Source organism: Magnetospira thiophila (genome assembly GCF_054657015.1).
The window spans coordinates 1,883,266-1,900,681 of the sequence record NZ_BAAHXF010000001.1 but is presented as its reverse complement, the minus strand read 5'-3'; the positions used below and the strand labels follow the sequence as shown (position 1 = coordinate 1,900,681).

Here is a 17,416-nt window from a genome sequence, read left to right as displayed (position 1 = left end):
GTTAGTCGGTCGGGCAGTATTCGGCCACATGCCGACAGCCGCAGGTGGCAAAGCCGCCGGGCACGGGACTCCACTGCCCGTCCCACTTGTCCTCGTTGAGGTCGCAAACCTCGTTGCAGCCCTGGGCCGCCTCTGCCGCCGACCGGAAGGTGCCGCCTGGAATCATGCGCGTGCGCTCAATGCCGCAATCACATACATCTGCCGCCCCATCCGTGCCGTGACGCCATTCGCCGGACCAGCCGCATTTGTAGGCGCTACAGGTTTCTTCGCAGACTGTCGGGGCGTCTTGGTCACCGGTGATCGGCCGCTGGGCGGTCACGTCGCTGGCTCGGACGATACCAAGGGTGCCCAGAAAAAACAGAGTCGTGAGCAGTAAGAATTTCATTTTTTGTCGATCCGATAGCTTTCGTGGCAATTCTTACAGGCGGAAAAGAGCCCGTCGAAGGCTTTGGCCAATTGATCCCCCTCGCCGCTTTCGACCGCCGCCTGAAGCGCCTCCGCAGCGGTGACCGCGCGCTCGGCGGCCTTTTCGAACCCGGCCCGGTCGCTCCAAACTTCCGGGCGGGCTTTCGATTCCGGATGGGTGCTGCCTTCGGGAAACACATGGGCGACGCGACGGCTGGCCATGGTCAGGATCTTGACCGGATAGGCGAACATGGCCGGGTCGGTCGCCTCACCCCGGCTGACCGCGCCGCCGATGGTGCCCATGGCGTCCTTCATGCTTTTCATGGCCTGCACCCGACCGATGAACAGACCCAGAGGGTCGGCGGCGAAAACCGGTGGCGTGGCGGCCAGCACGGCTGCCAAGCCCAAACCCAGGATGAACGGCCTCATGGGGCCTTCACCATATCGGACGATCCTGCCTGCACGTATTTCAAGACCACCGCCTGTTGTTCCGGGGTCAGCTTGGTGAAGCGGCGCATGGCCAGCATCTGTTTGCCCCATTCATAGGCGTTGTATTCCTGGCGGGCGATCTGGTTGTGACAGAGATTGCAGTCCAGGGCCCACATCTCCTCGGCATAGCCCCAGGCGGCATCTCGATTGAGGGTCAGGCCGTCGCGGGTGGTCCAGCCTTCGAGGCTGACCTGATGCCAGGTGAGTTCAGTTTCCTTGTCGATGAATTCGGCTTTCGGCTTGAGGAGATCCATGCCGTCGATGCCGACCTTGGCGACCTGCATCTGCGGTCCCGGTTTGGCATAAAGCTGGAGACTGCCCTCGCGGTCCCAGGCGATGAGGCGCACCTTGATCCGGTCGCCATCGGTTTCCAGCACTGTCAGGGTGGTCAGCGGCTCCACCTCGGCAACCTTGCCACTGCCGTCCTTGTCCAGGGTCAGGCTTTTAGCCGAGAAGGTATGAACTTCGCCGGACAGGGTTTCCTTGGCCGATTGGGCCGTCAATGACTCACCCAAGGCGGCGAAGGCCGGTTCCAGATCCGGCAGTTTGTGGGCAATGCCCTTGTGGCATTCGATGCAGGACAGTCCTTCCTTGACCGCGATTTTCATGGTCTTTTGCGCCCGGTTGCCCTGCTTATCCCAGTGCATGGCCTCGAAGGAATGGCAGTTGCGGCATTCATGGGACTCATTTTGCCGCATCTCGGACCAGACGCTTTTCGCCAGTTGGAGCCGGTGGGCATTGAATTTCTCGGGGGTGTCGATGGTTCCCATTGCCCAATGATAAAGTTCGTTGGAAGCGCGGATCTTGCGTAGGATCTTGGGCACCCATTCCCTGGGCACATGGCAGTCGGAACAAATTGCCCGCACGCCGGAACGGTTGGTGTAGTGGATCGTTTGTTGGTATTCGGCAAAGACATTATCGCGCATCTCGTGACAGCCGACACAGAATTCCATTTTGTTGGTGTATTCCATGACGGTGTTGAATCCCCCCCATACGATCACCCCGGCGATGAACAGCACGCCCGCGAAAAAGTATCGGTGGCTGGAACCCCAGAACCATGTCCATATCGTCTTCATCGGATACCCTCGGAACGGTTTTTTTACTAATCAGATTAATTTTATATCTTAAAGGAAGAGAAGGGAGCCAGCCCCACCGGACCGGCTCCCCTGTGTTATATGGATCGAGCCATGATCACTTGGACATCTTCATGGCCCGCTTGGCGGCATAAGCCTCCAACGCGGCCTTCACCATGTCGTTGTGCTCATCGCTGTCATAGGTGCCTTCTTCGGTCACCTTGGCCCAGAATTCCGGGTTGTAGCGTTCTTCGTGGCAAGCCTGGCAAACGCCAGCCTTATCCACGGACATACGCACCTTCTCCGGAAGCGGCCCGGTCAGCGGCCAGTGCGACCCCACCGAAACGAGCTGCTTGCCATCCTTGTCGATGATGGCGGACAGGTCGTGATCGAGGGCCGGAATGGCCGGGATCTGAACCGTGGTCTTGCCGGGCAGGATAGAGCCGTCACCGGCGGCGAGATCGACCGTGTATCCCTTTTCATACCCCAGGGTGAAGCGGCCACCTTCGAAGCCGTAACCCAGAGCCTTGGGATTGTCGTGGCAGCTTTCGCACGGACGGGCCTTGCGACCGGCCGTATGAGGCTGCACGGCGGCATGATCGAGACCCTTGCCTTCGGGCGTCATGTTGATGACGTTCTCGGCAACGGTCACGCCGTCCTTATCGATCACCGTGGTGATGACCTGGCAACCCGGCATCATCGGGCTGACGCGACCTTCACCGTTGATCCCCAGGGTCGGGGTTTCCCACCGCAGGTAGGAACGGGTTTCAGAAGCCTTGCCCGCAGACTTGATGCCGCTGGTTCCAAGAGGATGGTCCCCGGTGAGGCCGGTTTTCGGATCCCGCGCATTGGCGTTGGATATCCAGTCGGCGTTCATCTTGGGCTTGCCTTCCTTGTCCTTGGAATAGTCCATGGTGACGTGACAGCCATAGCATTGCGGTGCCCAGTCGGCATGACAGGCATAGCATTCCATGGTTTCCTGGTGCTTGGCGATGTTGCCCATGGCAACCTTGGCCATGGTGCTCTTGTAGGATGCCTTTTTGTCGATTTCCTTCAACACCGGCACCCGGAAGTCCAGTCCGGTGGCCGAGTGCAGCCAGACTTCATCGCCGCGCTTGACCACGTTGCCGAGCGGATTGCCGCGGGCGGTCAACAGATAACCGTCCTCGGGCTCGTACACGGTCCCGTCCATCATGAATTTCGGCAGTTCCTTGGTCAGGCCGCGACCTTCTTCGGCCGTTGCTTCACCAAATTCCTCGCCGCGACCGATGGCCAGCTCCCAGGGATATTTCTTGACCGTGCCGTGGCAATCTTCGCATTCGATTTCCACTTGGGCCAAGGTCGTCCCAGGAATGTTGCCGTCGCCATGAATGTCGATCGAGGTATGGCAATCCTGGCAGTACATACCGCCCTTGGGGTTGCCCTCAATGGAATTGACCTCATGGTGCAGGTCGGCCTTGATGAACATATATTGCTTGGTGTGCAGCTTGGACTGCTTGCCGCCCTGGGCGTTGAACGGAGACCCATAGGGGAACTCCATCAGGCCTTGGTACGACACACCGGCGCGCTTGCCACGGTTATGGCAGGACACACAGGTCTCGGCCGGAATACCGGAATATTCCTTGTCGCCCAGATGGACTTTGGTCTTGCGGGTGGCCTGCATCTGGTGGGTCAGCATGTGACCGCGCTGCATCTTGTCGACGGTCGGGTCGTTGCCCTCGTAGAAGCCATCGTTGGAATAGGGAACGTGGCAAGAAGAGCAGCCGGAGCCGCGATAATCCCCCCGACGCTCACGACCACGGATGCCGACGTGACAACGCTGGCATTCCTGACGGGAGTAGGTGATACCGGCCAGATTCGGATGCTTGGAGATCTCGTCCACATTGACTTCCGGGATCTGCTTGAGCTTCCGGGGGTACTGGTCCGGATGGGCCTTGGCCATGGCGGTCATGTACTTCTTGTAGGCGTCGGTGCCGACCGCCGGGACGATCCCGTCCTCGTCGACCAGGTCATAGTTGCCATAGACGACCTTCATGTCCTTCTGGATACCCCAAGACCACAGGTTGCCCTGAATTTTGCCGGCTTCGGTATTCATCAAAGCCTTTTCCAGACGATCCTTGTAGCCGGTGTGGCACTGGCCGCAGGCGCGGTCGGAAATCCACAAGGAACCGGGATCGGGATAGAAATTATCGGGACCGCCCTTGCTGGTCAGCATGGAAGGCGCGCCCGCGTGGGCCTCTTCCTTGGTCAGGCCCATGTTGTTCCCGCCGTGACAGACAGTACAGCCATCCTTATCGCCGTATTGGGCACCGAACTTCTCGATGTCCTTCTGCATGTCGCCTTCGCTAAAGCGCTCAACGCCTTCGTGACAGGAAAGGCAACCCTTCTCCTTGGCCACATTCGGCATCACTTTATCGGGAACGGCCGACATAGCCGCGCTGCTGCCCATAAGCAGGAACGCTGCCGCAATCATCATCAGTCGTTTCATGTAATCCCCCGTGAGGTGGTTGGCTTCCCAACGAAGCCGGGTGATGGTTTGCAAGCACATTGCCGACCACAAGCCGCAAGAGGCATGCCAAATTACACCTCAGTTTATGAGTGAATTATTGTCTTTATATAACAATAGGATAAGATGAGTTTCCGACTTTGCCGCTCAGTTAACCATAAAAAAAATATGGATAAAACGTTCGTATAGGGTCACGGCTGATTGAACGATTCGTTCAATGATCGAAGCGACGGCAGCGAATTGAAAGCAGGTCGAAGGGCTATCCGCGGGAGGCGGCGTGACGGGTGATGTCCTCCTGCCGCTGCCGGGCCTCGAGGGTCCAATGGCTCTTGATGAAGGCGAGCACGGCCCAGATGTCGACATCGCTGAGTTTTTCGCCGAACGGCGGCATGCCGCTGACCACCCCGGCGGGCATCAAAGCCTGACCGCCTTGTTTGATATAGGAAAACAGCAAAGGGTCGTCGTGGTGCCAGGTATGGCCGCTGGTATCGTGGGGCGGCGCGGGCAGGGTGCCGTCTTCCTTGCGGCGACGCCAGTCGGGGGTTTCGCCTTCCAGGTTGGCCCCGTGACAGGTGGCGCAGGTCTCGGCATAGAGGGTCTTGCCGCGCGCCACCTGGGCCAGGTCTTCCGGGTCGCCGGGCCGCATGGGCGGGCCGCTCAGGATCGCGTTGGCATAGACGCCGACCACGCCGACCACGACCAGCGCGAAAACTGCAAACGGCCATTTGGTGCGCATTGTTGCCTCCCTCGAACCTGGAACGGGAGAAGTATAGGACAAGCTCAATCCCGGTGGTAGGGGTGTCCGGTCAGGATGCAATGGGCGCGATAGATCTGCTCGGCGATCAGCGCGCGGACCATTAGGTGGGGCCAGGTCATCGGCCCCAGGGACAGCAGCAGGTCGGCTTTTTGGCGGACATTTTCGTGCAAACCGTCGGCCCCGCCGATGACGAAGGCAATGTCGCGGCCCAGGTGGCGCCATTGTTCGAATTTCTCGGAAAAGGCCCGGGTGGTGAGGGACTTGCCCTTTTCGTCCAGGGCGACCAACAAGGCTCCGGCGGGGACAGCGGCGCGCAGTAACTCGGCTTCGCGGGCCTGAAGCTGGGCGGCGGGCAGAGGTCTTTTCTCCTCCACCTCGCGCAGGTCGAGAGCAAAGGGCAGTCGCTTGCTATAGCGCTCGAACAGACGGCGCTCTTCCCCATGGCCGGAGCCGAAGCGCCCGACCGCAACAAGGGTGATCTTCATGCCGGGTGGCCGGGACTAAACCATGCCCGCCCCCGCCGAGGCCCGCGGGCTCGGCGCATCCAATCCCCACATCTTTTCCAGATTGTAGAAGGATCGGACTTCCGGGCGGAACAAATGCACCAGCACGTCACCGGCATCCAAAAGGACCCAGTCGCCCTGCTGCTCGCCTTCCGTGGAAATGGAAGGCACGCCCAGTTTTTTCAGATTTTCCCGGAGATGAAAGCTCATGGCGCTCAACTGCCGTTGCGAGCCACCGGTGGCAATGACCATGTAATCCGCCAGGGCGGTCTTGCCGATGAGGTCGATGACGATCACATTTTCCGCCTTGTCGTCATCCAATTGCTTTTCCACCAGGGCCAGAATTTCCTCGGCCGAGGGAAGACCTTTTGCTGTCTTGGTTATCTGTCGTTTCCTTTCCTGTCCGTCGTCTGGTGAGGACCCTGTTGGGTCCGGAGGGCCGTCGCCGAAGCCGGGTGGCGGCGGATCATCAAAAACGTCCAGGCGGGAAGAGGTTGAACCGCCAAATGCCGGGCCGCCCCCTCACCGATCCGCGCCTGGGCGAACCGTTTGGCCGCCGCGCCGGACAAGGCCTTAAGATCATAAGTGGAACGGGCGAAAACCGCAACGGGAACGCGATGAAAGATCTGTGTCCATTGCCGCCAGCGCGGAATCTGGATCAGGTTGTCGGCTCCCATCAGCCAAACGAAACGATAGCGGGGAAAGTGCCGGGTCAGTCGGGCAAGGGTGACGGCGGTGTGTCGGGTGCCCAAATGGGACTCAATGTCGGTGACAACAATGCGCGGGTCGCGGGCCATGTCCCGGGCCGAGGCCAGGCGGTCGGCCAGCGGGGCCATGCCCTGCGGGTCCTTCAGCGGGTTCTGCGGCGACACCATCCACCAGATCCGATCCAGGTCGAGCCGCCTGAGGGCTTCGCGGCTGATATGCAGGTGTCCCGCATGGGCCGGGTTGAACGAACCCCCGAGCAACCCGATGCGAAGGCGTCCGTGATCCATCTAGGGCCGCGTCTGCCCGTTGCCGCGCACTAGGTACTTAAAGCTGGTGAGTTGTTCCACCCCGACCGGTCCCCGGGCATGCATCTTGCCGGTGGAAATGCCGATTTCCGCCCCCATGCCGAATTCGCCGCCATCGGCGAACTGGGTCGAGGCGTTGAGCATCAAGATGGCGCTGTCGATTTCGGCGAAGAATTTTTCCGCCGCCGCCGCGTCCTCGGTGATGATGCTTTCCGTATGCTGCGACGAATGGAGGTTGATATGGTCGATGGCTCCGGCCACCCCGTCGACCACTTTCACCGAGACGATGGCATCCAGGTATTCGGTGTCCCAGTCGGCGTCGTTGGCCGGAATCACCCGGTCGTCCAGGGCGCGCACGGCAGCGTCGCCGCGCACCTCGCACCCGGCAGCGATCAGATCGTCGAGCAAGCCGGGCAGATGGCTTTCGAGCACCGGGCGGTCGATGAGGATGGTCTCGGTAGCGCCGCAGATGCCGGGGCGCCGCATCTTGGCGTTGAAGGCGACGGTGCGGGCTTTTTGCGCATCGGCGGCGCGGTCGATGTAGGTATGACAGATGCCGTCCAGATGCTTGAACAGGGGGATGCGGCTTTCCGCCGTCACCCGCTCGATCAGCCCCTTGCCGCCGCGCGGCACGATGACGTCGATATATTGGCTCAGGGTCAGCATAATGCCGACGGCGGCGCGGTCGGTGGTCGGGATCATCTGGATGCAGGTTTCGGGCAGTCCGGCCTCGGCCAGCCCGTGCTGCAAACACTTCAGGATGGCGGACGAAGAATGAAAGCTCTCCGACCCGCCGCGCAAGATGGCGGCGTTTCCGGCTTTCAGGCACAAGGCCCCGGCGTCGGCGGTCACGTTGGGACGGCTTTCGTAGATGATGCCGATGACGCCCAAAGGCACCCGCACCCGGGCGATGTCCAGGCCATTGGGGCGCTGCCAGCGGGCCAGTTCGGTGCCGATGGGATCGTCCAGGTCGGCGATCTGTTCCAGCCCGGTGGCCATGGCCTCGATGCGCCCTTCGGTGAGCAGCAGGCGGTCGAGCAGGGCCTTGCCCAACCCCTTGGCCTCCCCCGCCGCCATGTCCTTGCCGTTGGCCTGTTGGATCAAGGGGGCTTGGTCGCGCAAGGCCTGGGCCGCCGCACGCAGGGCACGGTTCTTGGTCTGGCTGTCGGTCACCGCCAGTTGCGCCGCCGCCGCCTTGGCCGCCTTGCCGAGGCGATCCATGAGGGCCGGGATATCCAAAGGGGTCTCGACGTTCATCTTAACTCTTTCATTCAGGTCCCCGGGGTCGGAGCCGTCAAATGGCATATTCGCCGTTGCTGACCAGAGCGCGGGCGTAGCGCCGGTCTTCCACCAGGATGTGATAGACGATCCAGGACAGGAAGAAACTGCGGAACTCCTCGTAGCCGATTCTTTCGCCTGCGGCCAGTCGCTCGCCGATCTGGACCACATCATGCACCAGTTGCCGGTGAACCCGCTGATGGTGGTCGAGGCGATGATAGCGATGGGTGATGAGGAAGTCTTCCTCGGACTGGAAGTGGAAGTTGGTATAGTCGATCATCTCCCGCATGGCGGTGCTTGCCGCCGCTCCCTCGGTCGGGTGCTTCAGATGCTCCGCCACCTCGCTGGCCAGTTCGAACAGCCGCTGGTGCTGATCGTCCATCTCGATCACGCCCAGATCGTATTCGTCCCACCAGGGAAAAGCCTCCCGGTCGAGAACGGGGGAGATGACCAGCTTGTGAATGCGCCGCTGATAGAGTTCCAGCAACTTCCAGCGGGCCACCGGAATTTCCGCCACCAGAGCCGCCGGAATCAGCGCCATGCGGACCGGTTCCCGGGCCACCGCCTGATATAGCGGGGCCACATTGTAGAGCACGCAGGCCTCGCCGCAGACCTCCCCGGGGCCGACCTGATCCGCCACCTCTCCACCGACCATGAGGTCCAGGCTGCCTTTTTGCACCAGACTCAGCCAGTCGCCGTCCTGCCAGTCCACCACCTGACCGGGGTCCAGGGTGGTAATCCGCACCGCCGCCGCCAGCCGTCGCAGGGCACCTTGGGACATGTTTTCGCCGAACGTGGTGGTCTGTTCGAGGAATTCCTGAATGCCCGCCAGAATCTTGATTTCGGACTCCAGGCCGTTCTCGCGAATGAAACGCCGAAAGGCTTCGACGGGCAGGCACAGCACACTGACGAAGCTGCTGGTGCGGAAGGTGCGGAAATAGCGGTAGCCGCCAATGGCCCCGATTTCACCGATGAGCGCCCCGGCCGCCACCAACCCCTGGATACCCTTCGAGCCCTTGATCACCTCCACCTGACCACTGAGCACCAGATAGACCTGGGTACAGGCCTCGCCCTCGCGGGCAATGATGGATTCCGGGTTGAGGGTCTTGATCTCGTGATTGAGCAGCGCCCCGATCTGGTGCGGTTTGGCCGTGGGGAAATAGGTTTTCAGGAAGGCGCTGGCGTCCCGATAGTAATACTCTTGCAGGGCCGGGATCAGCACTTCCACGGTGCCGAACGGGGCGCCGCCGCCGATTTCCTTTTCGTCCGGACTGAGCGGCGTCCCCCGATGGGCCAGGATGAGCTTGCCCGAGGAGTCCTTTTCGAAATCTGCGGCGCAGCCATGGATCATGCCGCCCCCCACATCCAGCTTTTTCAGATCCACCTCGGTCAGGTAATCGGCGCGCACCGCATCCAGGCTATGCCGGGAAATGCCCGGGGCCTGTTCGTCGTCGGTCAGCATGCGGTCGAGCACGGCAAAGGAGGCTATGTCTGCCATATGGGCATAGCTGTGGTATTTGCTGTCGCCCTGGGCGCGGAACAGGAATGCCGTGGTCTCCACCGGGTGCGGCGAATGGATCGGCTTGACCTCCAGACCTTCCACGTCGTTCCATTGACCGATGGTCAGATCGTGGATGTCGAAGAAGGCGTTGACGCTGTCCTCGGTGATCGCCATCAACCCGGCGATTTTCTTGGTCACCGAGGCCCGCACGGCCTGGGTGGCATAATATTTGATTTTGTGGTCGGCCCGCACCAGGGCCGTCAGCCCGGCGAAATGGTCGTCGTGGCCGTGGGTATGAAACAGCCCCGCCACCTCCTGAATGCCGATGCCCAGGGCGCGCAGAGAGGCCCCGATGTTCGGCCCGGCGTCGATCAGGTAGATCCGCCCCTGATACATCAAGATGGAGCCCATGGAGGGCCGGTTGACGTCCCAGCCATCCCCTTCGCCCACATGCACGACGGCGAAATATTCCCGCTTCAGATTGTGATAGCCCAACTGATAGGGGGTTTCGTAGGTCTCGGACGGGCCAAGCGCCAGATTGACCTCGACCCGCTCGTCGCCATGGCAGATTTCGAACAGGTTGGGGCCCAGGCGGGCCACCGTCACCCCGGGCGCGATCTCCACCGCATGGGAGTCCAGGACCTGGGTGTTGAGCAATTCGCGGGAGGAGCGGATCTGGCCGAAGGCGAATTTCAGCTTCATGCGCATCCACTGATGCGCGGTCTCGGGATCAACACCGGCCTCGATCAATTCGACTTCCGATTGCAAGCCGTAATTGCCGCGGAAGATATAGTTCATCTGGGTGCGCAACTGATCCTCGGAGCCGATGAGCAGCGGCTTGACCCCGCGATTGTTGGGATGGCCGGGAATCAGCATGCCTTGGCGATAGAGCATCTGGAGCACCGGAAACTCAGCCAGATTGGCGAAATCGCTTTTCTGTAGGCTGGTATCGGACAACAAAATGGCATTGGGGCCGTTCTCGAACGACACGCCGTCGCGCTCCACCGATTGGATGAGGCCACGCTTGATCAGATGTTTGACGCTGTCGGCCGGACAACCGCACTGAATGCGCAGGTCGACCTCCGGAATGTCCACCCAATACAGGCCATTGGCTACGCGGATCTTGAGCATCGGATTTCAGCCTCATCCATTGTGTCGCAGCCATTACATCATACGAAAGCCTCCTTATCCATATGGGCGATGCATATTTTCCATAAATTATTGGGCATATACCAAATGTCAGGTCGTACTATACTGAGGACTGAAATGTTCCCGTGAACCGAAGACGATGGCATTGATCCAACCGCCGCGCCCGTTCCGTCTGATCCTGCTTGGCTTACTCCTGTTGGCCGGGATGCCGGTGCGGGCGGCTGACGGCCCGCTGATTCTGGCCATTCACCCCTATCGTCCGGCAACCCAACTGATCCAGTCCTTTCAGCCCCTGGCCGACATCCTGGGGAGCGCCCTCGGACGAAAGGTGCAACTGGACATCTCCGCCGACTACGAGAGCCATGCGACGCGGGTCGGCCTGAACCAGGTGGATCTGGCCTTCATTGGACCGGCGGCCTTTGTCGGCATGTGGGAGAAATATGGGCTGAAGCCTCTGTTGGGGCGGTTGGAGATCAATGGTCGCCCGACCTTTGAGGGGGTCATCATCACCCGCGCGGACAGCCCCCTGCGTCAGTTATCGGAGGTGCGCGGCAAGCGCATGGCCTTCGGTGATCCGCAATCGACCATGAGCCATCTGGTCCCGCTCTACATGCTGCTTCAAGTGGGCATCGACGAGGACGCCCTGGGGGGATTCGCCTTTCTCGGCAGCCATGACGACGTGGCCCTGGGGGTGCTGCTGGGGGATTTCGATGCCGGGGCGGTGAAGGAAGAGGTGTTCGACAAATACGAGGGCCGGGGGCTGCGGGCGCTGCAACGCACGCCCGCCATATCGGAACATCTCTTCGTGGCCGCCAGTCGCCTCCCCCCGGCCCAGGTGGAGACTCTGCGCGCCACCTTGCTGTCCCTGAAGGACCATCCGGCGGGCCTGGAGGCGTTGCGGGCGATCAAGAGCACCGCCAGCGGCATCGTCCCGGCGTCCCTGGACGATTACCAAAATCTGCGGGATATCCTGACCCTGTTGCACAGTCAGGGAAGCGCCCCATGACCATCACGCCGGCACGCGCCGCCCTGATCGGCATTTTCGGGGTGCTCACCGTGCTGCTCGGCATTGTCTACATGGTGGCCATCCAACAGGTGCGGACGATTCTGGAGGAAGAGGCCGTCAGCGGGCTTCAGTCGGACCTTCGAACCCTGGACATGGCCGTGCGCGAAATGCTCCTCAAGCATCATTATGAAAATGCCGAGGAATTGCTGCTCGATTGGGCCCGGCGCAAAACCATGGTGTCGCGCTTTGTGGCCACAGCTCCCAACGGATTTGTGGTCGCCGAGTTGAAGCGCGGGCGGGCGGGGCAGGCGACCGGCCAACTCGGTCATGACATCCAGACGCCGGAGCGTCCGTTGCTGACCATCGCCGTGACCTACGACCTGTCTTCGATCCTGGATCAGGTGCGATCGTGGCGTCAATTGATGCTGGGCATTTTTGCCCTCTCCGTGCTGGGGCTCGGGGGCATTTTGTGGGAGACGGTGCGTCGCTCGGCGCTGCTGCCCATGCAGCGGGCACAGGCGGCCCTGACTGAATACCAGGACCAACTGGAATCCATGGTCGAGGCGCGGACGCAGGATCTGGAGGCGGAGATCCGGGAACGGACCAAGGCCGAAGAGGCGATGCGCAATCAATTGCTGTTTCGGGAAAATCTGCTGAGTGCCATTCCGGCCCCGGTTTTCGTCAAGGATGAAGCCCTCATCTACATCGACTGCAACGAGGCCTTCGAAGCCTACCTCGGACGCCCGCGAGACGAGATCCTGGGGCGCAGCGTCCACGATATCGCGCCCCCAGGTCTGGCCGATATCTATCAAAAGGCCGATCAGGATTTGTTGGCGTCGGACAGCGCGCAGATCTACGAGTCCTCGGTCCAGACCGGCGACGGACAGCGCCGGGAGGTGGTGTTTCACAAGGCGGTGTTTCACAGGGCCAACGGGGAGGTGGGCGGGATCATCGGCGTGATTCTGGATATCACCGAGCGCAAGCGGATCGAGCGTGATTTGGCCCGCCACGCCAGAAAACTGGAATGGTCCAATTCCGAGTTGGAGCAGTTCGCCTATGTGACCTCTCACGACCTGAAGGAGCCCTTGCGGACCATCACCAGCTATCTGCAACTGTTGCAAATGCGATATGCGGACCGCTTCGATGGGGATGCCCGAACCTTCATTGATTTCGCGGTGGAGGGGGCCGGTCGGATGAGCCGGCTGATTCAGGATCTGCTGGCCTATTCTCAAATCAGCACCCAGACCCAGCCCTTCGCGCCGGTCAATCTGGAACAAGTGGTCGATCAGGCGACGGCCAATCTCCAGGGCGTGCTGGAGGAGGTGGGCGGCGAAATCCTGCACGGCGCCCTGCCGACGGTGACGGGCGACGCCGGTCAATTGACCCGGTTGCTGCAAAATCTCATCGGCAATGGTCTGAAATACCGCGATCCGGCCCGCCCGTCCCGGGTCGAAGTGTCCGCCACTCACGAAGGTTCGTACTGGATCATATCCGTGGCCGACAACGGGATCGGCATCGAACCGGCCTATCACCAGAAAATATTCCAGATCTTTCAGCGGCTGCATCAGCAGGAAGTCTATGGCGGCACCGGCATTGGTCTGGCCATCTGCAAACGGATTATCGAACAGCACCATGGCCGACTGTGGGTGGAAAGTGAATTGGGCAAGGGGGCGACATTCCGGTTCGCCCTCCCCGAGGACGCCACCGACCTCAGCCGACAGTAGGGATTTACGCCACGGCTTGCTATAAGCAGTACGGCGCGCCTTCCTTTTCTCAACAGGATTCACAGGATTCCCGATTTGGCCCATAAAACCTCCGCTCCCGCCCCGTTTCCCAGCCGCGAGGAGATTCTGGAATTCATTTCGCGCCACCCGGGCTCCCTCGGCAAACGGGAGATCGCCCGCGCCTTCAATCTCGATTCCGGCCAACGGATTGAACTGAAGAAAGTGCTGCGCGACCTGAAGGACGAGGGCCTCCTGGGCAAGGAGCGGGGCAAGCGGTTGCGGCCTTCGGGGGTGCTGCCCAATGTGGCCGTGCTCAATGTGACCGGCACCGACATGGACGGCGAATTGATGGCCCGTCCGGCGACTTGGGACGATGCCGACGACGGACCGCCGCCGCCCATCTATGTGGTGCCCGACCGGAAGCGTGGCCCGGCACCCGGCATCGGCGACCAGATTCTGGCCCGACTGCGCAAAAGCAGCGACGGGGCCTATGAGGCCCAGTTGATCCGGCGGCTGGCCGATGCCCCGGCACGCATTCTCGGGGTGTTTGTCGATATGGGGCCGCAGGGCCGCATCCGCCCGGTGGATCGCAAAAACCGCAAGGAAATGTTGGTCGCCCCGGAACATCGGTTGAATGCGGAAGATGGCGAACTGGTGGTCGCCCAACTGCTGCCCGGCAGGCCGTTCGGTCTGCGCGCCGCCAAGGTAGTGGAAACCTTAGGCGCCCGCGCCGGAGCCCGCTCGGCTACCCAGATCGCCCTCTACAGCCACCAGATTCCGGTCGAGCATCCGCCCGAGGCGGTGGCCCAGGCCGAGGCTGCCGGGCCGGCCCCGCTGGATAGCCGGGTCGATCTGCGGGATATTCCCCTGGTTACCATCGACGGGGCCGATGCGCGCGATTTCGACGATGCGGTCTGGGCCGAGCCGGACCCGGCGACCCCGGGCGGCTGGCATGTGCTGGTGGCCATTGCAGACGTGGCCTGGTACGTGCGCCCCGGCGATGCCCTGGACCGCTCGGCCTACGAGCGCGGCAACTCGGTCTATTTCCCCGACCGGGCCATTCACATGCTGCCCGAGGCGCTGGCCGCCAACTGGTGCTCCCTGCGCCCCCATGAGGACCGGCCCTGTCTGGCGGTGCATATGTGGATCGACGCCGAAGGCCGGATGCGCCGCCACAAATTCGTGCGCGGCTTGATGCGCTCGGCGGCCCGGCTGACCTACGAGCAGGTGCAGGCGGCCCGCGACGGCCATCCCGACGAGACTACCGCGCCGTTGCTGGACAGTGTCATCGCACCGCTCTACGGGGCCTATGCGGCCTTCCTGAAGGACCGGGCGGCGCGCGGGGTGCTGGAACTGGACCTGCCGGAACGCCGGGTGGTGCTGGACGACAGCGGCGAAGTGGCGCGGATTGAGATGCGGGTCCGCTACGACAGCCACAAGCTGATCGAGGAGTTCATGATCTGCGCCAACGTGGCGGCGGCGGAAGCACTGGAGAAAAAGCGCCAGCCCTGCATGTACCGGGTGCATGACGAGCCCAGCCTGGAAAAGATCGAGAATTTGCGTCAGTTCCTGAGCACATTGAATATCTCGCTGCCCAAGGGACAGGTCACGCAACCGCGCCAGTTCAACGGCCTGCTGCGTCAGGTGGCCAACACGCCCTATTCCCATATGGTCAGCGAAGTGGTTTTGCGGTCCCAGGCCCAGGCCGAGTACAGCCCCGACAACCTCGGCCATTTTGGGTTGGCCCTGCGCCGTTATTGCCATTTCACATCACCCATTCGGCGCTATTCGGATTTGCTGGTCCATCGGGCGTTGATCCGCTCCCTGCGCCCCTCTGCCGGGGCGTTGCCCCAGGACCCGGGGGATTTCAGAAAGATCGGTCAACATATTTCCGACACCGAACGGCGGGCCGCGGCGGCGGAACGCACCGCCGTGGATCGCTATCTGGCGGCCTTCATGTCCGACCATGTGGGCGCGACCTTCACCGGGCGGGTCAATGGGGTGACCCGCTTCGGGTTGTTCGTCACCCTCGACGACACGGGCGCCGACGGGTTGATCCCCATCAAGTCCCTGCCCCGCGACTATTACGACCATGTGGAGGAACAGCATCTGTTGCGCGGGCGCTCCACGGGGCGAGAATTCCGGCTCGGTGAACCGATGCAGGTCAAGCTGACCGAGGCCGATCCGGTGGTCGGCAGTCTGGTGATGGAGCTATGTGAGGATTGGACCCCACCGGCCTGGGTGCAGGCATTGGGTGGACGCCCTCGGATCACCAAGGGAAAACCCCGTCCCGGGCCGCACAAAGGTCCGCCGAGAGGGCGAGGTAAAAAACCTAAAATCAAGGCTAAACGGCATAAATGAGCCCCAATGATGACAGGGTACCGGATTTCCGGCACAATCAGGGCATGATGCCGCGTACGTTCGCCGTGATTGCCCGTTCGGTCCTCGGTCTGGGGTTGTTTCTGGCCGGGTGCGCCCCTGCGACCCTGGCACCGCCCGAAGCGCCCTCCGCCCGCACCCTGCCGGGCGACGGTCTGCCGGTGCTGGCCCGACCGGCGATGACCCATACGGTCACCGCCGTCTATGAAGCGATCACCGATAAATTCATTGAGGACGTCGATCCGGCCCGGTTGGCCCTGGACGGTCTTCAGGGGTTGGGGGCCATTGATCCGGTCTTGGTGGCCCGGCGCCAGGACGGTTTTTTGCAGATCAATGCCGGGGCTGTGACCCTGGTCCGGCTGACCGAGCCCGAGGCGGAGGATGTGGGCGGCTGGGCGCGGCTGTCCATAGATGCCATCGACGCCGCCCGTCGGGGGTCGCCGGACCTGCGCGACGCCTCCTCGGAAAGTATTTATGAAGCCCTGTTCGACAGCGCCCTGTCACAGCTCGATGTCTATTCACGCTATGCCGGGGCCGAACAGGCGCGGGTCCAGCGGGCCCGCCGGGAGGGCTTTGGCGGCATCGGCGTGCGCTACCAGGCCACCGGCACCCGGGTCCGCATCACCCAGGTTCTGCCGGATGGTCCCGCCGATCAGGCCGGACTGATGCCCGAGAGCCAGATTCTCGAAATCGACGGGGTCGGGGTCGCCAACCTGACCCGTGCCCAGGTGCAGAATATGCTGCGCGGACCGATCAACAGCCGGATTGCCCTGCGCCTGCTGCCGCCCAATCACCACAAGGCGGTGACCTTCGAGTTGGTGCGACGGCGCATCGTCCCTGCCTCGGTGTTTCACCAGGGCACCTCCGAAGGCATCGTGGTGCTGCGCATTTCCAGCTTCAATCAGCATACCACGCGCACCCTGCGCACCATGATCCACGAACAGCGGGAAAAAATGGGTGCCGCGTTCAAGGGGCTGGTGCTGGATCTGCGCGGCAACCCGGGGGGGCTGCTGCGTCAGGCGGTGGATGTGGCCGACCTGTTCCTGGAGCGCGGCGACATTGTCCGGACCCGCGGTCGCCATCCGGACAGTTTCCAGGTCTACGAGGCGGAAAGCGGCGATATTCTCGAAGGTCTGCCGTTGGCCCTGGTGATCGACGGCAAGTCGGCCTCGGCGGCGGAAATCCTGGCCGCCGCTTTGCAGGACCAGGGCCGCGCGGCGATCATCGGCACCACGTCCTATGGCAAGGGGACGGTACAGACGGTCATCCGGTTGCCCAACGATGGCGAAATGACCCTGACCTGGTCGAAGTTCGTGGCACCGTCGGGCTATGTGTTGCATGGCCTGGGGGTGCGGCCGGTCCTTTGTACCAGCCTGAACGGCAAGCTTCTTGATCTGACCGATTCGGATTTGGCCCGACAGGCCGATGCGGGGCGCGCGTCCCTGGCCGCCTGGCGTGCCGCGCCGCGTGACGCCAAGGCGCTGCGGGGCGATCTGCGCGCCGCCTGTCCGGCCGAGCGGCGCCGTGATCGGAGCGACCTGATTCTGGCGCGCCGGGTCCTGGTCGATCGTCCGCTTTATGCGCATCTGGTCGATCCGGCGCCGGCCTCGTCGGTGGCCGAACACAAATGACC

At 62.2% G+C, this 17,416-nt stretch carries 14 protein-coding genes; 4 read left to right on the top strand and 10 right to left on the bottom strand.

The window, feature by feature from the left end; all coding sequences use genetic code 11:
• Position 1 precedes the first annotated feature (1 nt).
• The 10 genes from ACYQ1P_RS09085 to ACYQ1P_RS09040 all read right to left on the bottom strand — a co-directional run bounded on the left by ACYQ1P_RS09085 (position 2) and on the right by ACYQ1P_RS09040 (position 10,656).
• The gene (locus ACYQ1P_RS09085; protein WP_460020023.1) at positions 2–385 is read right to left on the bottom strand and encodes a hypothetical protein; all 384 of its coding nucleotides are present in this window, start codon (positions 383–385) and stop codon (positions 2–4) included.
• Complete coding sequence (locus tag ACYQ1P_RS09080; RefSeq protein ID WP_460020022.1) at positions 382–834, bottom strand: c-type cytochrome; 453 nt, start codon at positions 832–834, stop codon at positions 382–384. Before ACYQ1P_RS09080 ends, ACYQ1P_RS09085 begins: the two co-directional genes overlap by 4 nt.
• On the bottom strand, positions 831–1,970 hold the full coding sequence (locus ACYQ1P_RS09075; protein WP_460020021.1) for a NapC/NirT family cytochrome c: 1,140 nt from the start codon (positions 1,968–1,970) through the stop codon (positions 831–833). Before ACYQ1P_RS09075 ends, ACYQ1P_RS09080 begins: the two co-directional genes overlap by 4 nt.
• Before the next feature lie 115 nt (positions 1,971–2,085).
• Entirely contained in the window at positions 2,086–4,455 is a 2,370-nt protein-coding gene (locus ACYQ1P_RS09070; protein ID WP_460020020.1) for a hypothetical protein, read from the bottom strand.
• A 277-nt stretch (positions 4,456–4,732) separates the two neighbouring features.
• Positions 4,733–5,209 carry a c-type cytochrome gene (locus tag ACYQ1P_RS09065; protein ID WP_460020019.1) on the bottom strand — a complete coding sequence of 159 codons (477 nt, stop codon included), beginning with the start codon at positions 5,207–5,209 and terminating at the stop codon, positions 4,733–4,735.
• Positions 5,210–5,253: 44 nt separating this feature from the next.
• On the bottom strand, positions 5,254–5,715 hold the full coding sequence (gene rlmH, locus ACYQ1P_RS09060) for a 23S rRNA (pseudouridine(1915)-N(3))-methyltransferase RlmH (protein ID WP_460020018.1): 462 nt from the start codon (positions 5,713–5,715) through the stop codon (positions 5,254–5,256).
• A gap of 15 nt (positions 5,716–5,730) precedes the next feature.
• Positions 5,731–6,066: a ribosome silencing factor gene (gene rsfS, locus ACYQ1P_RS09055; RefSeq protein WP_460020017.1), complete on the bottom strand. Its 336-nt coding sequence runs from the start codon at positions 6,064–6,066 to the stop codon at positions 5,731–5,733.
• Positions 6,067–6,113: 47 nt separating this feature from the next.
• Entirely contained in the window at positions 6,114–6,728 is a 615-nt protein-coding gene (locus tag ACYQ1P_RS09050) for a nicotinate-nucleotide adenylyltransferase (RefSeq protein WP_460020016.1), read from the bottom strand.
• Complete coding sequence (locus tag ACYQ1P_RS09045; RefSeq protein WP_460020015.1) at positions 6,729–8,003, bottom strand: glutamate-5-semialdehyde dehydrogenase; 1,275 nt, start codon at positions 8,001–8,003, stop codon at positions 6,729–6,731.
• Between the two features lie 37 nt (positions 8,004–8,040).
• Positions 8,041–10,656: a bacteriohemerythrin gene (locus tag ACYQ1P_RS09040; RefSeq protein WP_460020014.1), complete on the bottom strand. Its 2,616-nt coding sequence runs from the start codon at positions 10,654–10,656 to the stop codon at positions 8,041–8,043.
• Positions 10,657–10,813: 157 nt separating this feature from the next.
• On the opposite strand from ACYQ1P_RS09040, the gene phnD reads away from it, so the two are divergent.
• The 4 genes from phnD to ACYQ1P_RS09020 all read left to right on the top strand — a co-directional run bounded on the left by phnD (position 10,814) and on the right by ACYQ1P_RS09020 (position 17,414).
• Positions 10,814–11,680, top strand: a complete 867-nt coding sequence (phnD, locus tag ACYQ1P_RS09035) for a phosphate/phosphite/phosphonate ABC transporter substrate-binding protein (protein ID WP_460020013.1) — start codon at positions 10,814–10,816, stop codon at positions 11,678–11,680.
• Positions 11,677–13,404: a sensor histidine kinase gene (locus tag ACYQ1P_RS09030; RefSeq protein WP_460020012.1), complete on the top strand. Its 1,728-nt coding sequence runs from the start codon at positions 11,677–11,679 to the stop codon at positions 13,402–13,404. The genes phnD and ACYQ1P_RS09030 overlap by 4 nt, the downstream gene beginning before the upstream one ends.
• A 75-nt stretch (positions 13,405–13,479) precedes the next feature.
• Positions 13,480–15,765 (top strand): ribonuclease R, encoded by a 2,286-nt coding sequence (gene rnr, locus ACYQ1P_RS09025; RefSeq protein WP_460020011.1) that lies wholly within the window; start codon positions 13,480–13,482, stop codon positions 15,763–15,765.
• Entirely contained in the window at positions 15,762–17,414 is a 1,653-nt protein-coding gene (locus ACYQ1P_RS09020; RefSeq protein ID WP_460020010.1) for a S41 family peptidase, read from the top strand. The genes rnr and ACYQ1P_RS09020 overlap by 4 nt, the downstream gene beginning before the upstream one ends.
• The last annotated feature ends 2 nt before the right edge of the window (positions 17,415–17,416 follow it).